This is a genomic window from Sphingomonas oryzagri, assembly GCF_029906645.1.
In the GTDB taxonomy this organism is placed as follows: Bacteria; Pseudomonadota; Alphaproteobacteria; order Sphingomonadales; family Sphingomonadaceae; genus Solisphingomonas; species Solisphingomonas oryzagri.
In genome coordinates this window covers 2,051,748-2,073,885 of record NZ_JARYGZ010000001.1, presented here as the reverse complement: position 1 = coordinate 2,073,885, position 22,138 = coordinate 2,051,748, and the positions used below count along the sequence as shown (strand labels likewise).

Here is a 22,138-nt window from a genome sequence, read left to right as displayed (position 1 = left end):
TGTTGAAAGAGAAAACAAAGGCCATTGAGGGACGGATTCCGGGGCGGCGTAAGGCGCAAGCCGGGGACGGGCACGAATGGTGATGCAGGCATGACGACGGGGCTGAGGCGGGAACGCCGCACCAAGGCGCAACAGCGGGCGGAAACGCTCGAGCAGATACTGGACGCCGCCGAATATCTCTTCTCCCGGCATGGCCTTCACGGGGTGACCCTGAAGGACATCGCGCGGCAGGCGGACATGCATACGTCGCTGCTGCATTATTATTTCGACGACAAGAAAGCGATCTTCGACGCGGTGTTCGCCCGTCGGGCGGCGGTGACCGCCGATCTGCGCATGGCGGCGCTCGATGCCTACGAGCAGGCCTGCGGTGGCCAGCCGACCGTCGAGGGCGCGCTGCACGCCTATCTCGACACCGATCTCGATCTCTACATCAACGGCGGGGAAGGCTGGCGCAACTATGCGACGCTCGGTGCGCAGGTGGCGATGACCCCGGAATGGGGGGCGCAGCTGTTCGACACGCATTTCGATCCTGTCGTGCTGAAGCTGATCGGCCTGCTGCGCAAGGCGCTGCCCGGCTGCCCCGACGAGAAGATCTTCTGGGGCTATCACTTCGTGACGGGTGGCCTCGTCCTGTCGCTGGCGCGGACGGGGCGGATCGACGCGCTGTCCGGCGGCCTGTGCAAGTCGGAGGATTTCGCCGCCATCAAGGCGCACATGGCGCGCTTCATGGCGGCCGGCTTTCTGGAAATCTGCCGGGGCGAATGACGGGGTTCCGCCCGGCGGGCGGCGCCGCTAAGCCCTGCGCCGATCGCGACAGGAGACTCTGTATGAGCAAGACCGTTTTCATCACCGGTGCCACATCGGGCTTCGGCGAGGCCGCCGTCCACGCCTTCGCGGGGGCCGGCTGGAAGGTGGTCGCGACCGGCCGCCGCGCCGAACGGCTGGACGCGCTGGTCTCCGCGCTCGGCGCGGACAAGGTGCATCCCGCAGCCTTCGACGTGCGCGACGACGTGTCGCGCGACGCCGCGATCGATGCGCTACCCGATGCTTTTGCCGGGATCGATCTGCTGATCAACAATGCCGGTCTCGCGCTCGGCACCAAGCCCGCGCAGCAGGCCGATCTCGCGCAGTGGAAGACGATGATCGACACCAACGTCACCGCCCTGGTGTCGCTGACCCACAAGCTGCTGCCCGCGCTGATCGCGCGGAAGGGCGCCGTGATCAACCTGTCCTCTGTCGCGGCGACCTATCCCTATACGGGCGGCAACGTCTATGGCGGCAGCAAGGCGTTCGTCTCGCAATTCTCGCTCGGTCTGCGGTCCGATCTGCACGGTACCGGGGTGCGGGTCACCTCGATCGAGCCGGGCATGGCCGAAACCGAGTTCACCCTGATCCGCACCGGCGGCGACCAGGGGGCGTCCGATGCGCTCTATCAGGGCGCCCAGCCGATGACGGGGGAAGACATCGCGAACATGCTTCTCTGGGTCGCGGAGCTACCGCCGCATCTCAACGTCAACCGGCTGGAGATCATGCCCGTGCGTCAATCCTTCGCCGGCTTCCAGGTGGCGCGCGAGAGCTGAGGTGAATCGCCTCGGCGGAGGGAAGGTCCCTTCGTTTCATATACCGACCTCGGTCTATCGCAGTCGCACAAAAGCGGCTTGCGGAGATCGCGGATACCGTATACGAAAATGGAGAAAGCACGGAGGACTGCATCTCATGACCGGTAAGCGGGCGCTCTGGACGGGCGTCTATCCCGCCGCAACCACCCAGTTCGCGGACGATTTCTCGATCGATCTCGACGCCACCCAGAAGGTTCAGACGGCACTCGTCGATGACGGCGTAGACGGCCTGATCCTGCTCGGCACCTGCGGCGAGAACAACTCGCTGGAGCCTGACGAAAAGCGTTCGGTGCTCACCGGCGCGGTCGAGGCGGTGGGCGGCCGGGTGCCGCTGGTCGCGGGTGTTTCCGAACTGACCACGGCGCGCGCCATCCAATATGCGAAGGATGCCGAGAAGATCGGCGTCGACGCGCTGATGCTGCTCCCCGCGATGGTCTACGTGCCGACCGTGAACGAGCTGCAGGCGCATTTCCGCGCGGTGGCGGAGGCGACCTCGCTGCCGATCATGCTCTACAACAATCCTCCAGCCTATCGCGTCAGCGTCGATTTCGAGACGCTGGAGGGGCTGTCCGATGTGAAGAACATCGTCGCGGTGAAGGAAAGCGCGCCCGATCCGCGCCGCTTTACGGACATCATCAACCGCTTCGGCGATCGCTACGACGTGATGGCGGGCCTCGACGACGTGGCGCTCGAGGGTCTGGCGCTCGGCGCGTCGGGCTGGGTCTCGGGCCTCACCAGCGCCTTCCCGGCCGAATCCGTCCGGCTCGTCCAGGCGTTCGAGGAGGGCAAATGGGAAGAGGCGCGCGCCATCTACCGCTGGTTCATGCCGCTGCTGCACCTTGATGCCGAGCATGATCTGGTCCAGTCGATCAAGCTCGCCGAGCAGATCATGGGCCGGGGCAGCGAGCGTGTCCGTATGCCGCGCCTGCCGCTCACCGGCCAGCGTCGTGCCGACGTGATCCGCTGGGTGGAAGAGGCGGCGGCGACGCAGCCGAGCAAACAGGCCGCGAAGGCCGCCTGAGGAGGGCCATGCGCCACCATTTCTTCTGCATAGACGGCCATACGGCGGGCAATCCCGTCCGTCTCGTGGTCGGTGGCGCGCCCTTGCTCAAGGGGGCGAACATGATCGAGCGGCGCCAGGATTTCCTGGCCCGTTTCGACTGGATCCGCACGGGCCTCTGCTTCGAGCCGCGCGGGCACGACATGATGTCGGGCGGATTCCTCTATCCGCCGACCCGCGAGGACGCCGATTGCGGCATCCTCTTCATCGAGACGTCGGGCTGCCTGCCGATGTGCGGCCACGGCACGATTGGCATGGTGACGTTCGGGCTGGAACACGGCCTGATCACCCCGCGCGAACCGGGCAGGCTGCGCATCGAGGTGCCGGCCGGCATCATCGACATCGAATATGGAGCCGAGGGGAGCCGCATCCGCTGGGTGCGCATCCGCAACGTGCCGGCCTATGTCGCGGCGACGGGCGTGGAGATCGACGTACCGGGCTTCGGCCCGCTCAGCGTCGATGTCTCCTACGGCGGCAATTACTACGCCATCGTCGAGCCGCAGGGACCGTATACCGGCCTCGACGATCTCGGCGCGTCGCGCATTGTCGAGTTGAGCCGTACCGTCCGCACGCTGATGCAGCAGGCCATCGAGCCGGTGCATCCGCTCGACGATCGCATCCGGGGCGTCACCCATGTGCTGTGGGCGGACAAGCCCAGGGGCGAGGGCGCGGACGGCCGCAACGCCGTCTTCTACGGCGAGCGTGCGATCGATCGCAGCCCGTGCGGCACCGGCACCTCGGCGCGGCTCGCGCATCTGGTGCACAAGGGCAAGCTGAAGGTCGGCGACCGCTTCGTCCACGAAAGCTATATCGGCAGCCGCTTCATCGGCCGCGTCGAGGAGGCGGTGGACATTGGCGGCGTGCCGGGCATCATCCCCTCGATCGAGGGATCGGCGATCGCGACCGGCTTCAACACGATCTGGATCGACCGCGAAGATCCCTTCTGGGCGGGCTTCTCGGTCGTCTGACAATCAACAACGGTAAAAGGGTGGGTGGATGAGTTTTCTGGGTCCGGTGAAGCCGATCGAACGCAGCGCCGACCCGGATGCCGCCCACCGCCTGAAGCCGACGCTCTCTTGGCCGCACCTGATCGCGCTGGGTGTCGGCGCGATCGTCGGCACCGGCATCTACACGCTGACCGGCGTCGGCGCCGACCGCGCCGGGCCGGCGGTGATCCTCGCCTTCGCCATCGCCGGCGCGGTCTGCGCGTGTGCGGCGCTCGCCTATGCCGAACTGGCGACGATGATCCCGACCGCCGGCAGCGCCTACACCTACACCTATTCGGTGATGGGCGAGACGCTCGCCTGGGTGGTGGGGTGGAGCCTCATCCTCGAATATACGCTCGCCTGTTCGGGCGTGGCGGTGGGCTGGTCGGGCTATCTCGTCGGCCTGATCGAATCCGCCGACGTCCATCTACCGCACTGGCTGCTCGTCGGCCCGCATGATGGCGGCATCATCAATCTGCCGGCGGTGCTGGTCTCGATGATCATCGCCGCGATGCTGATGGCCGGCACGCGCGAGAGCGCGACGCTGAACATCGTGCTGGTGATCATCAAGCTGGTCGCGCTCGCCGTGTTCGTCATCTTCGCCGCGCCCGCCTTCGATCCGGCACACCTCCATCCGTTCATGCCCTACGGCTTCGGCGGATCGATGCAGGGTGGCGAGAAGCGTGGGGTGATGGCGGCCGCCGCGATCGTCTTCTTCGCCTTCTATGGCTTCGACGCGGTGGCGACATCGGCGGAGGAGGCGCGCAATCCGGGGCGCGACCTGAAGATCGGCATCATCGGATCGATGGCCGTATCCACCACCATCTACATCCTCGTCGCACTGACGGCGGTAGGGGCGCTCTCCTACACGATGCTCGCCGGATCACCCGAGCCGCTGGCGCTGGTGCTGCGCCTGCTCGGCCATCCGGTCGTATCCTGGCTGGTGGCCGGCGCGGCGCTGGTGGCGCTGCCTTCGGTCATTCTCGTGATGATGTACGGGCAGAGCCGCATCTTCTTCGTGATGGCGCGGGATGGCCTGCTGCCAGGTGTTCTGTCGAAGGTCTCGAAGCGGACCGGCTCGCCGGTGCTGGTGACGGGCATCACCGGCGTGTTCGTCTCGGTGATCGCGGCCTTCTTCAACGTCAGCGAGATCGCCGAGCTGGCCAATGCCGGCACGCTGATCGCCTTCATCGCGGTGGGCCTGTGCATGATGATCCTGCGCCGCCGCGCGCCGGACATCGCGCGCATCTTCCGCTGCCCGGCGCCCTATGTGGTCGGCACCTTCGCGGTGCTGGGCTGCATCTACCTGCTCTTCTCGCTGCCCGAAAAGACGCTGGTGCGCTTCCTGATCTGGAACCTGATCGGGCTGGCCGCCTATGCGGCCTACGGGCGATCGCGCAGCCTGCTCCGCAAGGCCGCCTAACGCGCCTCGCCACCCTTCGCCTCGATCCACCGCGTCATCTGGTCGTGGAGGATCGAGAGCGGCATCGGCCCATCGTCCAGCACCGCGTCGTGGAAAGCGCGGATGTCGAAGCGGGTGCCCAGCGCCTGCTCGGTCCGCTTGCGCTCGGCGAGGAGGCCGAGCTCGCCGACCTTGTAGGCGAGCGCCTGCGCCGGCCAGGCGATGTAGCGCTGCGTCTCGCCCTTCACCACGCGATCGGGCAGCGCGGTATTGTCCTGCAGGCAGCGCATCGCCTGATCGGCACTCCAGCCCTTCCAGTGGATGCCGACGTCCATCATGAGGCGACAGGCGCGCCACATGTCGAAGGAGAGGCGACCGAAGCGCTCGTAGGGAGTGCGGTAGACGCCCATCTCCTCGCCGAGCTGCTCCGAATAGAGCGCCCATCCCTCGACGAAGGCGGTCGGCTCGTCACGGCGGCGGAAGGCGGGGAGGTCGGTTCGCTCCTGACCCAGCGCGATCTGGAGGTGATGACCCGGCACGCCTTCGTGGAGGATCCACGCCGGTAGCCCGAACAGCGGATCGCCGAACGAGCTGCGGCCGACCACCACCGCGCCCGCCACGCCCTTGGCCGGATCGCCGAGATTGTAGCCGCCGGACGATCCCTCCAGCTCGGGCGGCTTCACCCGGATCGTCCAGGGCAAGCGGGGCAGGGTGCCGAACCAGAGCGGCAGCAGCCCGTCGATCCGCTTGCCGATTTCGCTCGCTTTCTCGATGTAGGTCTCGAGGTCAGGCGCGTAGAACTGCCTGTCGGTGCGCAGCTTGACGAGAAATTCCGGCAGCGTGCCGGTGAAGCCGGTGGCGCGCATCTGCGCCTCCATCTCGGCATGGATGAGCGCGACCTCTTTTTCGCCGAGCGCGAAGATCGCGTCGGGCGTCAGGTCGGTGGTGGTCGAGCGCCGCACCGTGAAGGCGTAATAAGCGCGCCCGTCGGGCAGGCTGGAAGCGCCGAGCGTGGCGCGGGCGTGCGGGACGTACTCGTCTGTGAAGAAGGCGAGCATCTTTGTCTGCGCGGGCTTCACGGTCGTCTTCACCGCCGCCAGCGCCTCGGCGCGCAGGGCGGCCTGCCGATCGGCGGGAATGGTGGAAGGCAGGGACTTGAGCGGAGACAGAAGCGGGCTGGCCTCGGCCGGCTGGTCGGACGCGATCTTCAGGATCGCCGCCACCGATTGCGCGGTCGGCCTGGGCTGCACGAAGCCGGTGGCGATGCCACGCTTCATGTTGGCGATCTCTTGGTCGTAATAGGCTGGGAAAGCCCGGATGCGGCCGATCCATGCCTGCGCATCCGCTTCGCTGCGGATCACAGTGGTCGCGGCGGCATAATTGGCGGTGTTGAAGAAGCCGTCGCCATTGTCGAACGGGATGCGATCCTCGTCCCAGTGCGCGCCCTCGATCTGGATGCCGAGCCGCCAGTCGAGCAACCGCCGGGTCAGCGCCTCCTCGCCGCCGGTGGGGGAGGGCGGCAGTGCATCGAGGCGGGCCTTGAGCGCGGCATAGGCCTTGGCGCGGGCATCGGCGGCGGGCTTGGAGACATCCGGCCAGCCGGGGCCGTCGTCGCCACTGGTCTGCTTCGACAGGGCCTCGTAATCCGTCACCACCGTCTCGACCGGAGTGGCCGCGATCGCGGGGAGCGGCAGGCACGACAAGGCGAGCGCGAGCGCACGCGCCCGCGGGGTCACAAGCGGCATAAGGTCTCCGTCAGTATCGGGGGCAGATCAGTGCGATCAGCCCATGGGCGGCTCGGTTAGGGGCCGCGTCACCGCCCGAGCTGCCGCCGCAGGTCGGAGAGCGTTCCCTCGATATGGGCGGCGGCGAGGCCGCGCGCGCGCGCGGCGTCGCGGGCGAGCCATGCCTCCAGCAGCACCTCGTGCTCCAGATGCGCGCGGTCCTCGCGGCCGGCCGGCTCGAGATGCTTGTGGACGTAGCGTTCGGACATCACCTGCAGGCGCTCGACCAGTTGGAGCGTCAGCAGCCGGTTCGCCGGGCGGACGAGCGCGGTGTGGAAATCGCGGTTGCGCGCGGCGACGTCGTTCAGGTGGCCGGCCGCCGCTTCGTCCAGCGCGGCGAGCGCGTCGGCGGCAATCCTCTGGTCCTCGTCGGTCGCGGCGAGCGCGGCGGTGGCCACCGCATCCGGCTCGATCGCGAGGCGCAGCGCGAACACCTCCTCCGCCTCGTCCGCCGACATGGCGCGCACGAAGAAGCCGCGATTGGCCTGGCTGATCAGCAGGCCTTCCTGTTCGAGCCGCGCGAGCGCTTCACGGAGGGGGATCTTGGAGACGCCCAGCTCGTTGGCCAGCGCATCCTGCCGGATCGCCTGCTCGACGGGCAGCTTGCCCGATACGATCTGTTCGCGGACGATGGTGAAAATCTGCTCGGACAGGGTGCGGACGACGATGCTCATACGTAAACGGGCTCCGGTATACGGTAGCCCTTCTGCCGCTTTTGGTGGGCGTGCTGCAACGCGAAAACGTAAACAATCATCCCGTTTCGCATCCAAAGTCGTTGAATACAGATAAGGTATACGATAACGGCGGAGCGACATCAAGGCAGGATATGACGAAGCGAGCGACGATCATCGGTGGCGGCATCATCGGGCTGGCGAGCGCGTTGGCGCTGGCCCGTCGCGGGATCGACGTCACGCTGGTCGGCGATGATTCCAGTCGGCAGGCCGCATCATGGGGCAATGCCGGGCATATCGCGATCGAGCAGGTCGAGCCGCTGGCCTCGCGCGCCGCAATCCGGTCGGTGCCGGGGCGTCTCTTCTCGCGGGGCGGGGCGCTCGCCTTTCCGCCGGCGCAGTGGCGCTACTGGCTGCCCTTCGGGCTGCGCCTGCTGCGGGCTTCGTCGCCGGACAGGTTCGCGGCAGGGAAGGCGGCGCTTTCCGGCCTCATCGGTGAGGCGATGCCGGCATGGCGCCGGCTGGCGGCCATCCTGCCGGGCGACAGCCTGCTGCGTGAGGACGGGCATTTCGTCACATGGTCGACGGCGGCGGCGGCGAGCGCCGGCCGGGCGGCATGGGCGAAAGCCGACACCGGCACGGCGCGCTTCCGCGATGCGACGGCGCAGGAGATGCAGGCGCTGGCGTCCATCGGCATCCGGCCGGCCGGGGCGATCCGCTTCACGGATACCGGGCAGATCGCCGATCTTGCCATGCTCGCCGATGCGATGGAGGCGACGCTCCGCGACGCGGGCGGGCGGACCATGGCCGGCAGGGCGCAACTTGTCGCACGGGGAGGCGAAGCGGGGCTGTTGATCGACGGCGCGCCGGTTCCCGATCCCGGTCTGATCGTGCTGACCGCCGGCGTCCGCTCGGGCGCCATGCTTCGCCCGCTCGGCCATCATGCGCCGATCGTCGCGGAACGCGGCTACCACATCCGCGCCGCCGATGCCGACTGGCCAGTCGCTATGCCGCCCGTGGTGTTCGAAGACCGATCGATGATCGTCACCCGCTATGCCGGTTGCGTGCAGGCGGCGAGCTTCGTCGAGCCGGGCGATGCGGATGCACCGCCCGATCCGGCCAAGTGGGATCGGCTGGAGGCGCATGTGGCAGCGCTCGGCCTGCCGATGCGTCCGCCCTTCACGCGCTGGATGGGATCGCGGCCGACCTTGCCCGATTATCTGCCCGCGATTGGGAAGAGCCGGCGCTCAGGCAATCTGCTATATGCGTTCGGGCACCAGCATCTCGGTCTGACGCTCTCCGCCGTGACCGGGGAGATCGTCGCCGCGCTGGCCACGAACGAGCGACCGGCCGTGGACATCGCGGCCTTCGACATCGGACGGTTCGAGTAGAGAGGATAGAGCGTGAGCATCGGTGGATCGAATGCGGCGGACGTGCTGGCCGCCCTCAAGCCGTGGGCGAAGAAGGCGCCTCCCATCACCCGTGCGGAGCGGTTGCAGCGCATCGAGCGCGCCCGTGCCTTCACCGATCGCATGGGTGCCGATGCGCTGCTGATCAATGCGGGTACCTCGCTGCGCTATTTCGCCGGCGTGCCGTGGGGCGCGACCGAGCGGCTGGTGGCGATGCTGCTGCCGGTGAAGGGCGAACCCGTGATGGTCTGCCCGCGCTTCGAGCTGGGATCGCTGCAGGCGGACCTGTCGATCGATGTCGATATCCGGCTGTGGGAGGAGGACGAGAATCCCCACGATCTCGTCGCTGATGCCTTGGCAGCGATCGGCGCGCGCACCGTCGCGATCGATCCGTCCTTCCCCTTCCAGATGGCCGAGCGTCTGCGGCGGGCGGCGGGCGGCGTCACCCTGATCGACGGTGCGCCCGCGATCGACGACTGCCGGATGCGCAAGTCTCCGGCCGAGATCGCGCTGATGCAGCAGGCCAAGGACATGACGCTGGAGGTGCATCGCCGCGCCGCCAGCATCCTCGCGCCCGGCGTTACCACCGGCACGGTCAAGCGCTTCATCGACGAGGCGCATCGCGCGCTGGGTGCTTCGGGATCGAGCTTCTGCATCGTCCAGTACGGCAGCGCCACCGCCTTCCCGCATGGCCTGCCCGGCGAGCAGGAGCTGGAGGAGGGCGATCTCGTGCTGATCGACACGGGCTGCACGGTGGAGGGCTACCACTCCGACATCACCCGCACCTATGCGTTCGGCACGCCATCGGACGAGGCGCGCGCGATCTGGGAGGTCGAGAAGGAGGCGCAGGCCGCCGCCTTCGCCGCCGCCCGTCCCGGTGCGCCCTGCGAGAGCGTCGATCAGGCGGCGCGCGTCGTGCTGGAGAAATCGGGGCTTGGGCCGGACTATCGCTTGCCCGGCCTGCCGCACCGCACCGGCCACGGCATCGGCCTCTCGATCCACGAGCCGGCCTATCTGGTGCGCGGCGACCGGACCCCGCTCGACACCGGCATGTGCTTTTCCAACGAGCCGATGATCGTGGTGCCCGATCGCTTCGGCGTGCGGCTGGAAGACCATTTCTACATGACCGACACCGGCCCGCGCTGGTTCACCGAGCCGCAGCCCGCGATCGACCGGCTGGGGTAGGTCCTCCCCTGGCGGGGAGGACCCGACGGCTCACTCCTCGTCCGGATATGGGCCCTTGCCGCCTTCCGCGATGAAGCGGTCTATGCGGGCCTGGAGCACCGGCATCGGCACCGATCCCATCTGCAGCACGGTGTCGTGGAAGGCGCGGATGTTGAACTTGGGGCCGAGCGCCTTCTCCGCTTTTGCCCGCGCATCGAGGATGGTCTTCTCGCCGAGATAATAGCTCAGCGCCTGGCCCGGCCAGGCGATGTAGCGATCGACCTCGGTCTCGATCTCATGATCGGCGAGCGCTGTGTTATCGTGGAGGTATTTCTGCGCCTGCTCGCGGCTCCAGCCTTCCGAATGGATGCCGGTGTCCACCACCAGTCGCGCCGCGCGCCACATCTGATAGCTGAGCATCCCGAAGCGATCGTAGGGCGTCTCGTACATGCCCATCTCGACGCCCAGCTTCTCGCAATAGAGCGCCCAGCCCTCGCCATAGGCCGAGATGTAGGTATTCTGACGGAAGGGCGGCAGATCCTTGTTCTCGGCGGCCAGCGGCATCTGGAAGGCGTGGCCCGGCGCGCTTTCATGCAGGGTCAGCGCGGTCAGCGAATAGAGCGGCCGCGAGGGGAGGTTGTAGGTGTTGACCAGATAGACGCCCGGCCCGCCGCGTCCACCGGTGTAGAAGGGGGCGATGTCGGCCGGCACCGGGATGATCGCGAAGCGGCTGCGCGGCAGGTGGCCGAACCAGTCCTTCGCCTTGCCGTCGAAGCGCTTGGCGATCCAGGCGGCGTCCTTGAGCAACTCGTCCGGCGTCTTGGCGTAGAAGCGCGGATCGGTGCGCAGGAAGGTGAGGAAGGCGGGCAGGTCGCCCTGGAACTTCACCTCCTTCATCACGTCGAGCATCTCGGCGTGGATCTTGGCGACCTCGTCCAGCCCGATCTGGTGGATCTGGGCGGGCGTGAGATCGAGGGTGGTGAACTCCTTGATCTTGCTCTGATAGTAAGCCTTGCCGTCGGGCAGCGAGTAAGCGTCCAGCGCGACCTTCGCGTGGGGGATATACTCGTCGCGCAGGAAGGCGAGCAGCGTCCTGTGTGCGGGGATCACCTTGTCGCGGATCGCCGCCGCGCCGGCCGCGCGCAGCTCCTCCTGCGTCGCGGCAGGGATGGTCGCCGGCATTTTGGCGAAGGGCGCGTAGAAGGGATTCTCCTCCACCGTCTTGGGATCGGTGATCGAGGTGACGGTCGCGTCGCGGCCCTCCACCGTGATCTTCGGCGGGGTGAAGCCGCGCGCCTCGCCGGCCTTCATGTTGGCGATCTGCTGATCGAAATAGCGCGGCATCTCGCCGAGCATCGAGAGATAGTTGCGATAATCCTGCTCGGTCTTGAAGCTCTGCCGGGCCGTGCCAGCGACATTGCCCCAGAAGCTGGTGTCGGCGTTCAGCGGCTTCTCATAGTCGCGATAGCGCTGGGCGGTGAGCAGGGTGGCGATCTGGTCCTTGTAGATCTCGAAATTGACCTTGTTCTCCGCTGACAGCTTCGCGGGATCGATCGCAGCGAGCTTCGCCGTCACGTCGGTCCACATCCTGAGCCGGTCCGCTTGTGCCGCCGGGCCGACATCGGGAAGGTGCGGGGAAATGCGGTCGCCGCTATCCTCGTCGTCGGCGCGCTGGTGCTCGCGCCAGGTCCATTCGGCCGAGTAGATCGCCTTGAAACGCGCGTCCTCGGCGGTATCCGCCGCCATCGCACCACCCGCCGTCATGATCGCTGAAACCGCCACCATCGTCATATATCCCGCCTTGAAACCACGCATACGCCGCGCCTCCCGCTTGCATCGTTTCAAGGATCGTATAACGTATCCTTCAAGCTGACAAGGAGAGTGGGATGATCATGGCGACTACGCGGCGGGGCATGCTGGCAGGCGCGGGCCTTGTCGCCGTGGCCGGCGGCTGGGCAGGTCGCTCACTGGCCGCGACCGCGAACGCCACGAGTAACCTGCTTCCCGCACATCCAGAGCCGCTGCCGCTCAAGGACGTGCGGCTGCTGCCGTCGCCGTTCCTCGACGCGGTGCAGGCCAACCATAAATATCTGCTCAGCCTCGAGCCGGACCGACTGCTCCACAATTTTCGCAAATATTCGGGCCTCGCACCCAAGGGTGAAGTCTATGGCGGCTGGGAGGGCGACACGATCGCCGGCCACACACTCGGCCACTACCTCTCCGCGCTGTCGCTGATCTACGCGCAGACCGGCGATGCCGAGGCGAAGCGCCGCGTCGACTATATCGTCGCCGATCTGGCCGAATGCCAGAAGGCGCGCGGCACCGGCTACGTCGCCGGCCTCCAGCGCAAGCGCAAGGACGGCTCGCTGGCCGACGGCGAGGAAATCTTCCCCGAGATCATGAAGGGCGACATCCGCTCGGGCGGCTTCGATCTCAATGGTGCCTGGTCCCCACTCTACAACATCCACAAGACCTTCGCCGGCCTGCTCGACGCGCAGGAGCTGTGCGGCAACCAGCAGGCACTGCAGGTGGCGATCGGCCTCGCCCGCTATTTCCAGCTCGTGTTCGCCTCGCTGTCCGACGAGCAGATGCAGACGATGCTCGGATGCGAATATGGCGGCCTGAACGAAAGCTATGCCGAGCTCTCCGCCCGTACCGGCGATGCCCAGTGGATGACGGTGGCGACACGCATCCACGACAACAAGGTGCTCGATCCGCTGGAGAAGAGGCAGGACGACCTGCCCAATATCCACGCCAACACCCAGATTCCCAAACTGATCGGCCTTGCTCGTATCCACGAATTGACCGGCCGGCAGGCGCCCGGCGACGGGGCGCGCTTCTTCTGGGAGACGGTGACGCAGCACCACAGCTACGTGATCGGCGGCAATGCCGACCGCGAATATTTCTTCGCGCCCGATGCGATCTCCAAGCATCTGACCGAGCAGACCTGCGAGCATTGCAACAGCTACAACATGCTCAAGCTGACCCGGCATCTCTACGGCTGGCAGCCGGACGGCGCGCTGTTCGACTATTACGAGCGCACCCACTTCAACCATGTGCTGGCGGCGCAGGACCCGTCGACGGGGATGTTCACGTACATGACCCCGCTGATGTCGGGCATCAAGCGCGGCTGGTCGGAGCCGGTCAACGACTTCTGGTGCTGCGTCGGATCGGGGATGGAGAGCCACGCCAAGCATGGCGATTCGATCTACTGGCAGGGCAAGGACACTCTGCTGGTGAACCTGTTCATTCCGTCGCGCGCGCATTGGGCGGCCAAGGGCGCGGATGTCGAGCTGGCCACCGGCTATCCCTATGACGGCGCGGTGCGGCTCACGCTTTCGACACTGAAGCGGGCAGGGGCCTTCGCGATCGCGATGCGCGTGCCGGCCTGGGCGAAGTCCGCGACGCTCACCGTCAACGGCAAGCCGGTCGAGGCGGAGCGCGCTGCCGGGTACGCGATCGTGCGCCGCCGCTGGCAGGCGGGCGACGTGCTGGCGATGACGCTGCCGATGGAGTTGCGGACGGAGTCGACGCCCGACGATCCCGACACGATCTCGATCCTGCGCGGCCCGCTGGTGCTCGCCGCCGATCTCGGCCCCGCCGACCAGGATCTCGCCAATGCCGCCGCGCCCGCGCTGGTCGGCAGCGACATCCTCGGCGGCTTCCATGCGGATGGCGTGCGGCCAGCGGTCTATCAGACGCAGGGCCTCGGCCGCCCGGCGGACATGACCTTCGGCCCCTTCTACAAGGCGTGGCAACGTCGCAGCGCGGTCTATTTCAAGCGCTTCACCGATGCGGGCTGGGAGAAGGAGAAGGTCGCCTTCGCCGCCGAGCAGGCGCGCCTCGCCGATCTCGCCGCGCGCTCGGTAGACGTGATGCATCTGGGCGAGATGCAGCCCGAGCGCGATCACGATCTGACCTCCGACATCTCCTACCCCGTGGTCTATCGCGGGCGGCAGGGGCGCGACGCGCGCAGCGGTGGCTTCTTCCAGTTCCGCATGAACGTGAAGCCCGGTCCGCTGGTGCTGGAGGCGACCTATTGGGGCGACGAGCGCAAGCGCGTCTTCGACATTCTGATCGACGGCCAGAAGGTCGCCACGCAGGAGCTGGAGGCGATCAAGCCCGGCGAGTTCGTCGATATCGACTATGCGGTGCCCGAGGCGATGACGCGCGGCAAGACAAGCGTGATGGTCCGCTTCCAGCCGCACGCCGGCCACACCGCCGGCCCGGTGTTCGGCGTGCGGCTGTTCACGCCCAAGGACACGCCGACCGTCTGACACGCGCGCGTTGTCGCCGCCTCGCCGAGCCGCTAGGCGGCGACGATGGCGAGGCGGAGGCGATATCGGCGCAAGAGGACGGTCGATCTCATGCCGTACATCGCCGTCGGCCTGTTCGCCGTGGTGCTGGTCGTGGCGTGGCTGGTGGCGCGACGCGACGTGCCCAAGCCGCAGTCCAAGCCCGCGCTCACCATGGAGCAGGCGCGCGCCTACAATGCGCGTATTCCGTTCGTGACGGACCGGATGCAGCCGGCCGAGCCGTTCCGCTTCCACGGCACGCCGGCGGCGCGCGAGCAGGCGGTGCAGTGCCTCGCTACCGCCGCGCTTTACGAGGCGGGGAGCGATCCGCGCGCGCAGCAGGCGGTGATCCAGGTGGTGCTCAACCGCGTGCGGCTGGCGCAATATCCGCACACCGTCTGCGGCGTGGTCTATCAGGGTTCGGCGCTACAAACGGGCTGCCAATTCTCCTTCACCTGCGACGGATCGCAGACGCGCCGGCCCGAGCGGCAGGGATGGGAGGCGGCGCGCCTCGCGGCGAAGCGCGCGCTGGCCGGGCGGGTGTTCCGCCCCGTCGGCCGCGCGACGCACTACCATGCCGACTGGATGGTGCCCTACTGGATCGGATCGCTCGACAAGATCGCGCAGATCCGCACCCACATCTTCTACCGGCCCAAGGGCGCGGGGAAGCGCGGCTGACGCCTCACCACCACGTCGCGTAGAGCGCCACCAGCACCAGACACACCGCCGTCGCGCCGATGTTGAATCCCGCTTTGGTGGCGTAGCGGACGTCGGCGGTCTCGATCGTGTCGGCGCCCGCCTTGGCCGGCGTGACCAGCGAGACCACCACCGCCAGCGCCAGCGCGATCAGGAACACCACGCCCATCCGGTCCATGAAGGGCAGCGACGCCCATTCCGCCTTGAACAGCCAGGAGAGCAGCACCGAGGCCACCGCCGCGCAGATCGCGCCCGCCTCGTTCGCGCGCTTCCAGAACAGGCCGAGCAGGAAGATCACGGTGATGCCGGGGGTGAAGAAGCCGGTGAACTCCTGAATGAACTGGAACGCCTGCTCGGACGCGCCAACCAGCGGCTTGGCGGTGAGGATGGCGATGATGATCGCCACGATCGCCGCGATCCGGCCGACAAGCACGAGGTGCCGTTCGCGCCCTTCCGTGGCGCCCTGCTGCCCCTTCATCTTGGCATAGACGTCGAGCGTGAAGATCGTCGCGATCGAATTGATCTTCGACGCGGTCGACGCGATGATCGCCGCGATCAAGGCCGCGAAGACCAGGCCGAGCAGCCCGGTCGGCAGCAGCCTCATCATCGTCGGATAGGCTTCGTCCGGCTTGGGCAGGCCCGGCGCCAGCAGCACCGCCGCAATGCCCGGCAGCACGATGATCACCGGCATCAGCAGCTTCAGGCCGGCGGCGAAGATGATGCCCTTCTGCGCTTCGGGCAGGTCCTTTGCGGCGAGCGCGCGCTGGATGATATACTGGTTGAAGCCCCAGTAGCTGAGGTTCGCGATCCACATGCCGCCGATCAGCACGGAGAGGCCGGGGAGATCGGTATAATGCGGATCGCCCTTCTTCAGGATCATGTGGAAGTGGTCGGGAATGCTGCTCGTCAGCTTATGCCAGCCCGCCAGGATGCCCGCGCCGTCGCCCAGCTTGCCCAGCGTCAGCCAGGCGATGATGAGGCCGCCCATGACCAGCAGGGTCACCTGCACGATGTCGGTGAGCGCCACCGCCTTCAGCCCGCCGCGGATCTGGTAGAGCAATGCGAACGCGCCGAGGATCACCAGCGCCAGCATCTGATCGATCCCCGCCACCTTGGTGACCGCGATCGAGCCCAGCCAGATGATCGAGGTGAGGTTCACGAACACGTAGAGCGCGAGCCAGAAGATCGCCATCAGCGTGCGGATGTTCCTCCCGTACCGCCGTTCCAGGAACTGCGGCATCGTGTAGATCTCGTTGCGCAGGAAGATCGGCAGGAAGAACTTGCCGACGATCAGCAGCGTCAGCGCCGCCATCCATTCGTAGGAGGCGATGGCGAGGCCGATGGCGTATCCCGATCCCGCCATGCCGACGATCTGCTCGGCCGAGATGTTGGCCGCGATCAGCGAAGCGCCGATCGCCCACCAGGGGAGATTCTTCGATGCGAGGAAATAGTCGGTGGTGTCCTTGGGGCCGGCGCCCTTCTTGTCCCGGCTCACCCATTGGGCGAGGCCGAAGATGAAGATCGCGTAGATCACGATCACGGCGATATCTATGGGGGCAAGCGACACTCGAAGGTTCCTCCCTGCACGCGCCGCTCGGGAGGCGGCTGCGAGGCATGTTTGTCTTGCCGACCCCATTTATATGATTATTAGCCGATGGCAATCCGCGCCGCGCGGAACCGAAGGAGAGCGTTGATGGACTGCATCTGGCCGCTGGGCGCGACACTCGGCGAAGGGCCGCTCTGGGATGCGGCCGCCCAAGCCCTGTGGTTCGTCGACATCAAGCAGGGGCGCATCCACCGCTGCGACATCGACGGCGGGGACCGGCGGACATTCGAGGTCGGCGGGATGCCGAGCTTCATCCTGCCGCGCACGGGCGGCGGCTTCGTGGTCGGCAATGTCAGCACGCTGCACCATTTCGACGGCGAGCGGATCGTCGGCGAGATCGGCCGGGTCGAGGCACGGGCCGACAACCGCTTCAACGATGCCACCACGGACTCGCGCGGCCGCCTCTGGTTCGGATCGATGGACAATCTGGAGGAAGAGAACACCGGCGTGGTCCACGTCCATGCCGATGGCGCGATCCACGTCGCGGGCGGCGAGGCGATGATCACCAACGGACCGGCGGTGAGCGGCGACGCCCGCTGGCTCTACCATGTCGATACGGCGGAAAAGACGATCTGGCGCTTCGATGTGAGCGACGGTCACACGCTTCGCGACGGCGAGGTCTTCGCTCGGATCGAGAAGGGCGCCGGACATCCCGACGGCGTGACGATCGATGCCGAGGATCACGTCTGGGTCGGCCTGTGGGGCGGCTGGGCGGCGCGGCGCTACGCGCCCGACGGGACACTGGCGCAGGAGGTGCGCTTCCCCGTAGCCAACATCACCAAGGTCGCGTTCGGCGGTCCGGACCTCAAGACTGCCTTCGCCACCAGTGCCAGCATCGGGCTGGACGAGGCGGCGCGCGCCGGGCAGCCGCTGGCGGGCGGCATCTTCCGGTTCGCGGTCGATGTGCCGGGTGTCGCGGTTACGCCGGCGAGGCTCGACGCATGACCATTCTCGGCGATTGGGGCACCACCCGCCTGCGCCTGTTTCGCATCGAGGACGGCAATATCGTCGATCGGCTCGACGGCCCCGGTATCGGCCAGCTGGCCGGCTCGCCCGCCGAAACGCTCGCGGCGACGCTGGCGCCGTGGCGCGAGGCGGCGCGTAGCTCGGACGTGCTGCTCTGTGGCATGGCGGGATCGCGCAACGGACTGGTCGAGGTGCCGTATACGGCGTGTCCGGCCGACGTCGCCTTGTGGCGCGCGAGTCTTTCGACGGTCGATGTGGACGGCATCGCCGTGTCGGTCGCACCGGGTCTCAGCACGGCCAATTTCTCCGGCCATGCCGACGTGATGCGGGGCGAGGAAACACAGATCTTCGGCGCTGCCGCGCTCGATCCTGAACTGGGGCAGGGGCGCGCGATGCTCGTGCTGCCCGGCACACACAGCAAATGGGCGGAACTGGTCGATGGGCGCGTCGAGCGCTTCCATACCTTCCCGACCGGCGAACTGTTCGCCCTGCTCCGCGACCATTCGACGCTGACCCGCGCCGGTACCGACTCGAGTGGCCGCGAGGAGGGCTTCGCCAATGGTCTCGCCCGCGCCGGTACCGGCCTGATCGCGGGGCTGTTCGAGGCACGCGCCGCGCAGCTCACCGAAGGCAAGAGCCTCGGCTGGGCGCTCGGCCTGCTCTCCGGCCTGCTGATCGGCGGCGAGTTCGCCGAGGCGCTGGCGCTCTCCGGTGAGGCGCCGGGCCGTGTTGCGCTGATCGGCGATCCCGGCCTCTCCGCCCTCTACCGGCAGGCGGCCGAGAAGCATGGCCTGACCGTCACCCACCTCGATGGCGATGCCTGCGCGATCGCGGGCCTCGCTCTGCTCGACAAGGAAACCGTATGACCATCGACGACATCCTCAGCGACGGCGCCCCGCCGGTCGTCGCGATCCTGCGCGGCGTGACGCCTGATACCGTGGTCGGCATCGGTGAGGCGCTGGTCGCGGCCGGCATCCGGCTGATCGAGGTGCCGCTCAACTCGCCCGATCCGATCGAGGGCATCCGCCGGCTGGTCGACGCGATGGGCGATCGCGCGTTGTGCGGCGCCGGCACCGTGCTGGAGCCGGCGATGGTCGATGCGGTGGCCGGCGTCGGCGGCAAGCTGCTCGTCACGCCCAACGTCAATCCGGCGGTGATCTCGCGCGGCGTGGAACTCGGCATGGAGCCGATGCCAGGCTTCGCGACCCCGACCGAGGCGTTTACGGCAGTTGCGGCGGGCGCGAAGCGGCTCAAGCTGTTCCCGGCGACAGGGTTCGGTATCGGCTATCTCAAGGCGATCCGCGAAGTGCTGCCGACGGGCGTGAAGGCATGGGCGGTCGGCGGGACGGGCGCTGCCAACATCGGCGAGTGGCTTGCCGCCGGCTGCGAGGGCATCGGCGTAGGCGGCGCGCTCTACAAGGCCGGCGACGATGCCGCGACGGTCGGCGCGCGGGCCAAGGCGCTGGTCGAGGCCTGGCGCGCCTGAGCTATGGCCCCTCCCTATGACGGGGAGGGGCGGTTCTCACGGCTCGAACGGGGCAGCGGCGCTGACTCGTGCCAGCAGGAAGGCGTCGGCGACGAGGCGCAGCGGGCAGGCATCGATTTCCGACCGGCCACCCGCGATCAACTCGCCGAAATGGGCGTAGATGGCGGGATATTCCGCCTTCGGCTGATGCCGGGGTTCCGCGCCGTCGAGGATCAAGGTCGCGCCGCCATCGCGCAGTTCCAGTCGACCGCCGTCTTCCGTCTCCAGCGCGATCGTCCATTCGGCCGTGTCGTCGTCGTGGAAATGGAGGTCCGCCGTCACCGGCGCGCCGCCCACCCGCATCTCCAGTTGCGCCGAGATCGGCGCGTGCAGCCCGGCCGGAATCTGGAAATCGGATCGGACGATGCTCCACGGCGCATCGGTGATCGCGGTGAGGATCGAGAAGGCGTTGATCGTGGGATCGAACACGCCGAGGCCGCCCGGCTGCCACAGCCAGTGCTGCCCCGGATGCCAGCGATGCGCATCCTCGCGCCACACCAGCCGGCCCGCCCGGATTTTCCGCCCGGCAAGCCATCCGCGCGCGGGCGCCACCATCGGCGCGAAGCGCGAATGCCAGGTGGCGTAGACGGTGTGATCCGCGCGGGCCGCAGCCTCGATCGCCGCGACTTCGCTCAGCGTGGCGGCGGGGGGCTTCTCCATGAGGACGTGAAGGCCGGCGGCGATCCCCTCCAGCGCGATCGCGGTGCGCACCTGCGGCGGCGTGCAGATGGCGATGGCATCGATGTCGGGGCCGCCGTCCAGCAGCGCGGCAAGCGATGCGAAGGCCGGCACCCCCAGATCGGGCAGCGCCGGATCGACGATGGCGACGAGAGAGAAACCATCGTTGCCGGCGATGGCGGGAATATGCTGGTCGCGCGCGATCTTGCCGGCGCCGACGAGCGCGATCCGGGTTGGAGAGGTCAAGCCTTCAGGTCCTTGCTTCATTATCGAATCATATATATCGGACAAATAGAGAAGCGATAGCCGCGAGCCAACCACGCGGTGCAGGGAGGGTTCACTTGTCCGATACCGATAAACCGCGCGGGCTGCGTTCGCGAGCGTGGTTCAACGATCCGTCGCATCCCGACATGACGGCGCTCTACCTGGAGCGCTACCTGAATTACGGGATCAGCCGCGAGGAGTTGCAGTCCGACCGGCCGATCATCGGCATCGCGCAAACCGGCAGCGATCTTTCGCCCTGCAACCGCCACCACATGGTCCTCGCCGAGCGGGTGCGGGACGGTATCCGTGAGGCGGGCGGCATCCCGATCGAATTCCCCGTCCACCCGATTCAGGAGACGGGCAAGCGCCCGACCGCCGGGCTGGACCGCAATCTCGCCTATCTGAGCCTCGTCGAGACGCTCTACGGCTATCCGCTCGACGGCGTGGTGCTGACGATCGGCTGCGACAAGACCACGCCCGCCATGCTGATGGCGGCGGCGACGGTGGACCTGCCCGCGATCGCGCTGTCGGTCGGGCCGATGCTCAACGGCTGGCACAAGGGCGAGCGGACCGGATCGGGCACGATCGTCTGGAAGGCGCGCCAGATGCTGGCGGCCGGTGAGATCGACTATACCGGCTTCGTCGATCTGGTCGCCTCCTCGGCGCCGTCGACCGGCTACTGCAATACGATGGGCACTGCGACGACGATGAATTCGCTGGCCGAGGCGCTCGGTATGCAGTTGCCCGGCTCGGCGGCTATCCCGGCACCCTATCGACAGCGCGGGGAGATGGCGTGGCGGACGGGGCGGCGCATCGTCGACATGGTGCGGGAGGATCTGAAGCCGTCCGACATCATGACACGCGACGCGTTCCTCAACGCCATCGCGGTCAATTCCGCGATCGGCGGATCGACCAACGCGCCGATCCATCTGGCGGCGATCGCGCGCCATGTCGGCGTGGAGCTCAGCCTCGCCGACTGGCAGGCGGTGGGCCACGACATTCCGCTGCTGGTCAACCTGCAGCCGGCCGGCGAATATCTCGGCGAGGATTATTATCATGCCGGCGGCGTGCCCGCCGTGATCGGCCAACTGATCGGCCAGGGGCTGATCCGCGAGGATGCGATCACCGCCAACGGCCGCACCATCGGTGACAATTGCCGAGACGTGGCGATCGCGCTGCCCGAGGTGATCCGCCCGTTCGACCAGCCGCTGAAGGAGCGCGCCGGCTTCCTCGTCATGACCGGCAACCTGTTCGACAGCGCCATCATGAAGACCAGCGTGATCTCGGAAGGCTTCCGCGACCGCTTCCTGCGTAACCCCGCCGATCCCGATGCCTTCGAAGGCCGGGCGATCGTGTTCGACGGGCCGGAGGATTATCATCGCCGCATCGATGATCCGGCGCTCGGCATCACCGGCACCGACATCCTCGTCATCCGGGGCTGCGGCCCGGTCGGCTATCCGGGCGCGGCGGAGGTCGTGAACATGCGGCCGCCGAGCTATCTGGTGAAGGCCGGCATCGCCGAGCTTCCCTGCCTGGGCGACGGTCGCCAGTCCGGCACCAGCGGGTCGCCATCGATCCTCAATGCGTCTCCGGAAGCGGCGGCGGGCGGCAATCTTGCACTGCTCCGCACTTATGATCGGGTGCGCATCGATCTCGGCAAGGGGCGGGTGGACGTGCAACTCGCCGATGGCGAGCTGGAGCGGCGCCGCGCGGAACTCGATGCGGCGGGCGGCTATGCCTATCCGGCTTCGCAGACGCCCTGGCAGGCGATCCAGCGGCGCGATGTCGGCCAGCTGGGCACCGGAGCGATCCTTGAAGATGCCGAGCGATTCCAGAAGATCGACAAGGTCTTCGGGGTGCCACGCGACAGCCACTGATCGGAATGGCGGGAAATAAGTCACGGATTTCCCGCCATTTCCGGATTTTTGCCGCAGTCTAAAAATTTATGACAAAACCATAGCCATATTCTTATTTATCGGATAAATCGCACTTCAACGGGTTCAGCGACCCGCA

18 protein-coding genes are annotated in these 22,138 nt (G+C 67.4%); 13 read left to right on the top strand and 5 right to left on the bottom strand.

Annotated features, from left to right (window positions below; all coding sequences use genetic code 11):
* Positions 1-90 precede the first annotated feature (90 nt).
* The 5 genes from QGN17_RS10120 (at position 91) to QGN17_RS10100 (ending at position 5,088) form a co-directional block, all read left to right on the top strand.
* On the top strand, positions 91-765 hold the full coding sequence (locus tag QGN17_RS10120) for a TetR/AcrR family transcriptional regulator (RefSeq protein WP_281044351.1): 675 nt from the start codon (positions 91-93) through the stop codon (positions 763-765).
* Positions 766-827: 62 nt separating this feature from the next.
* Positions 828-1,580, top strand: a complete 753-nt coding sequence (locus QGN17_RS10115; protein ID WP_281044350.1) for an SDR family NAD(P)-dependent oxidoreductase — start codon at positions 828-830, stop codon at positions 1,578-1,580.
* Between the two features lie 136 nt (positions 1,581-1,716).
* Positions 1,717-2,640, top strand: a complete 924-nt coding sequence (locus QGN17_RS10110) for a dihydrodipicolinate synthase family protein (RefSeq protein WP_281044349.1) — start codon at positions 1,717-1,719, stop codon at positions 2,638-2,640.
* Between the two features lie 8 nt (positions 2,641-2,648).
* A complete protein-coding gene (locus tag QGN17_RS10105; protein ID WP_281044348.1) occupies positions 2,649-3,647 on the top strand; it encodes a 4-hydroxyproline epimerase in 999 nt (332 codons plus the stop codon).
* A 28-nt stretch (positions 3,648-3,675) separates the two neighbouring features.
* On the top strand, positions 3,676-5,088 hold the full coding sequence (locus tag QGN17_RS10100; RefSeq protein WP_281044347.1) for an amino acid permease: 1,413 nt from the start codon (positions 3,676-3,678) through the stop codon (positions 5,086-5,088).
* Here QGN17_RS10100 and QGN17_RS10095 read toward each other — a convergent pair.
* Both QGN17_RS10095 and QGN17_RS10090 read right to left on the bottom strand, forming a co-directional pair.
* Positions 5,085-6,812 (bottom strand): DUF885 domain-containing protein, encoded by a 1,728-nt coding sequence (locus QGN17_RS10095; protein ID WP_281044346.1) that lies wholly within the window; start codon positions 6,810-6,812, stop codon positions 5,085-5,087. The two genes, QGN17_RS10100 and QGN17_RS10095, sit on opposite strands and share 4 nt — an antisense overlap.
* A 68-nt stretch (positions 6,813-6,880) precedes the next feature.
* Complete coding sequence (locus tag QGN17_RS10090) at positions 6,881-7,525, bottom strand: GntR family transcriptional regulator (RefSeq protein WP_281044345.1); 645 nt, start codon at positions 7,523-7,525, stop codon at positions 6,881-6,883.
* A 152-nt stretch (positions 7,526-7,677) separates the two neighbouring features.
* On the opposite strand from QGN17_RS10090, the gene QGN17_RS10085 reads away from it, so the two are divergent.
* Both QGN17_RS10085 and QGN17_RS10080 read left to right on the top strand, forming a co-directional pair.
* On the top strand, positions 7,678-8,913 hold the full coding sequence (locus tag QGN17_RS10085; protein WP_281044344.1) for an NAD(P)/FAD-dependent oxidoreductase: 1,236 nt from the start codon (positions 7,678-7,680) through the stop codon (positions 8,911-8,913).
* A gap of 12 nt (positions 8,914-8,925) precedes the next feature.
* Entirely contained in the window at positions 8,926-10,116 is a 1,191-nt protein-coding gene (locus tag QGN17_RS10080) for a M24 family metallopeptidase (RefSeq protein WP_281044343.1), read from the top strand.
* A gap of 30 nt (positions 10,117-10,146) precedes the next feature.
* Here the strand turns inward: QGN17_RS10080 and QGN17_RS10075 are convergent, their stop codons facing one another.
* Positions 10,147-11,910, bottom strand: coding sequence for a DUF885 domain-containing protein (locus QGN17_RS10075; protein WP_390902654.1), 1,764 nt, complete (start codon positions 11,908-11,910; stop codon positions 10,147-10,149).
* 71 nt (positions 11,911-11,981) lie between these two features.
* On the opposite strand from QGN17_RS10075, the gene QGN17_RS10070 reads away from it, so the two are divergent.
* The gene (locus QGN17_RS10070) at positions 11,982-14,372 is read left to right on the top strand and encodes a glycoside hydrolase family 127 protein (RefSeq protein WP_313790156.1); all 2,391 of its coding nucleotides are present in this window, start codon (positions 11,982-11,984) and stop codon (positions 14,370-14,372) included.
* Between the two features lie 90 nt (positions 14,373-14,462).
* Complete coding sequence (locus QGN17_RS10065; RefSeq protein ID WP_281044342.1) at positions 14,463-15,068, top strand: cell wall hydrolase; 606 nt, start codon at positions 14,463-14,465, stop codon at positions 15,066-15,068.
* Between the two features lie 4 nt (positions 15,069-15,072).
* Here the strand turns inward: QGN17_RS10065 and QGN17_RS10060 are convergent, their stop codons facing one another.
* On the bottom strand, positions 15,073-16,653 hold the full coding sequence (locus tag QGN17_RS10060) for a sodium/sugar symporter (RefSeq protein WP_281044341.1): 1,581 nt from the start codon (positions 16,651-16,653) through the stop codon (positions 15,073-15,075).
* A gap of 126 nt (positions 16,654-16,779) precedes the next feature.
* Here QGN17_RS10060 and QGN17_RS10055 point away from each other — a divergent pair, with 126 nt between their 5' ends.
* The 3 genes from QGN17_RS10055 to QGN17_RS10045 are packed head-to-tail and all read left to right on the top strand — an operon-like array spanning position 16,780 to position 19,144.
* On the top strand, positions 16,780-17,637 hold the full coding sequence (locus tag QGN17_RS10055) for an SMP-30/gluconolactonase/LRE family protein (protein WP_281044340.1): 858 nt from the start codon (positions 16,780-16,782) through the stop codon (positions 17,635-17,637).
* A complete protein-coding gene (locus QGN17_RS10050) occupies positions 17,634-18,524 on the top strand; it encodes a 2-dehydro-3-deoxygalactonokinase (protein WP_281044339.1) in 891 nt (296 codons plus the stop codon). The genes QGN17_RS10055 and QGN17_RS10050 overlap by 4 nt, the downstream gene beginning before the upstream one ends.
* Complete coding sequence (locus QGN17_RS10045; protein ID WP_281044338.1) at positions 18,521-19,144, top strand: 2-dehydro-3-deoxy-6-phosphogalactonate aldolase; 624 nt, start codon at positions 18,521-18,523, stop codon at positions 19,142-19,144. Before QGN17_RS10050 ends, QGN17_RS10045 begins: the two co-directional genes overlap by 4 nt.
* 36 nt (positions 19,145-19,180) lie before the next feature.
* Here the strand turns inward: QGN17_RS10045 and QGN17_RS10040 are convergent, their stop codons facing one another.
* Complete coding sequence (locus QGN17_RS10040) at positions 19,181-20,128, bottom strand: Gfo/Idh/MocA family protein (protein ID WP_390902653.1); 948 nt, start codon at positions 20,126-20,128, stop codon at positions 19,181-19,183.
* A 74-nt stretch (positions 20,129-20,202) separates the two neighbouring features.
* On the opposite strand from QGN17_RS10040, the gene QGN17_RS10035 reads away from it, so the two are divergent.
* Positions 20,203-22,002, top strand: a complete 1,800-nt coding sequence (locus QGN17_RS10035) for an IlvD/Edd family dehydratase (protein WP_281044336.1) — start codon at positions 20,203-20,205, stop codon at positions 22,000-22,002.
* The last annotated feature ends 136 nt before the right edge of the window (positions 22,003-22,138 follow it).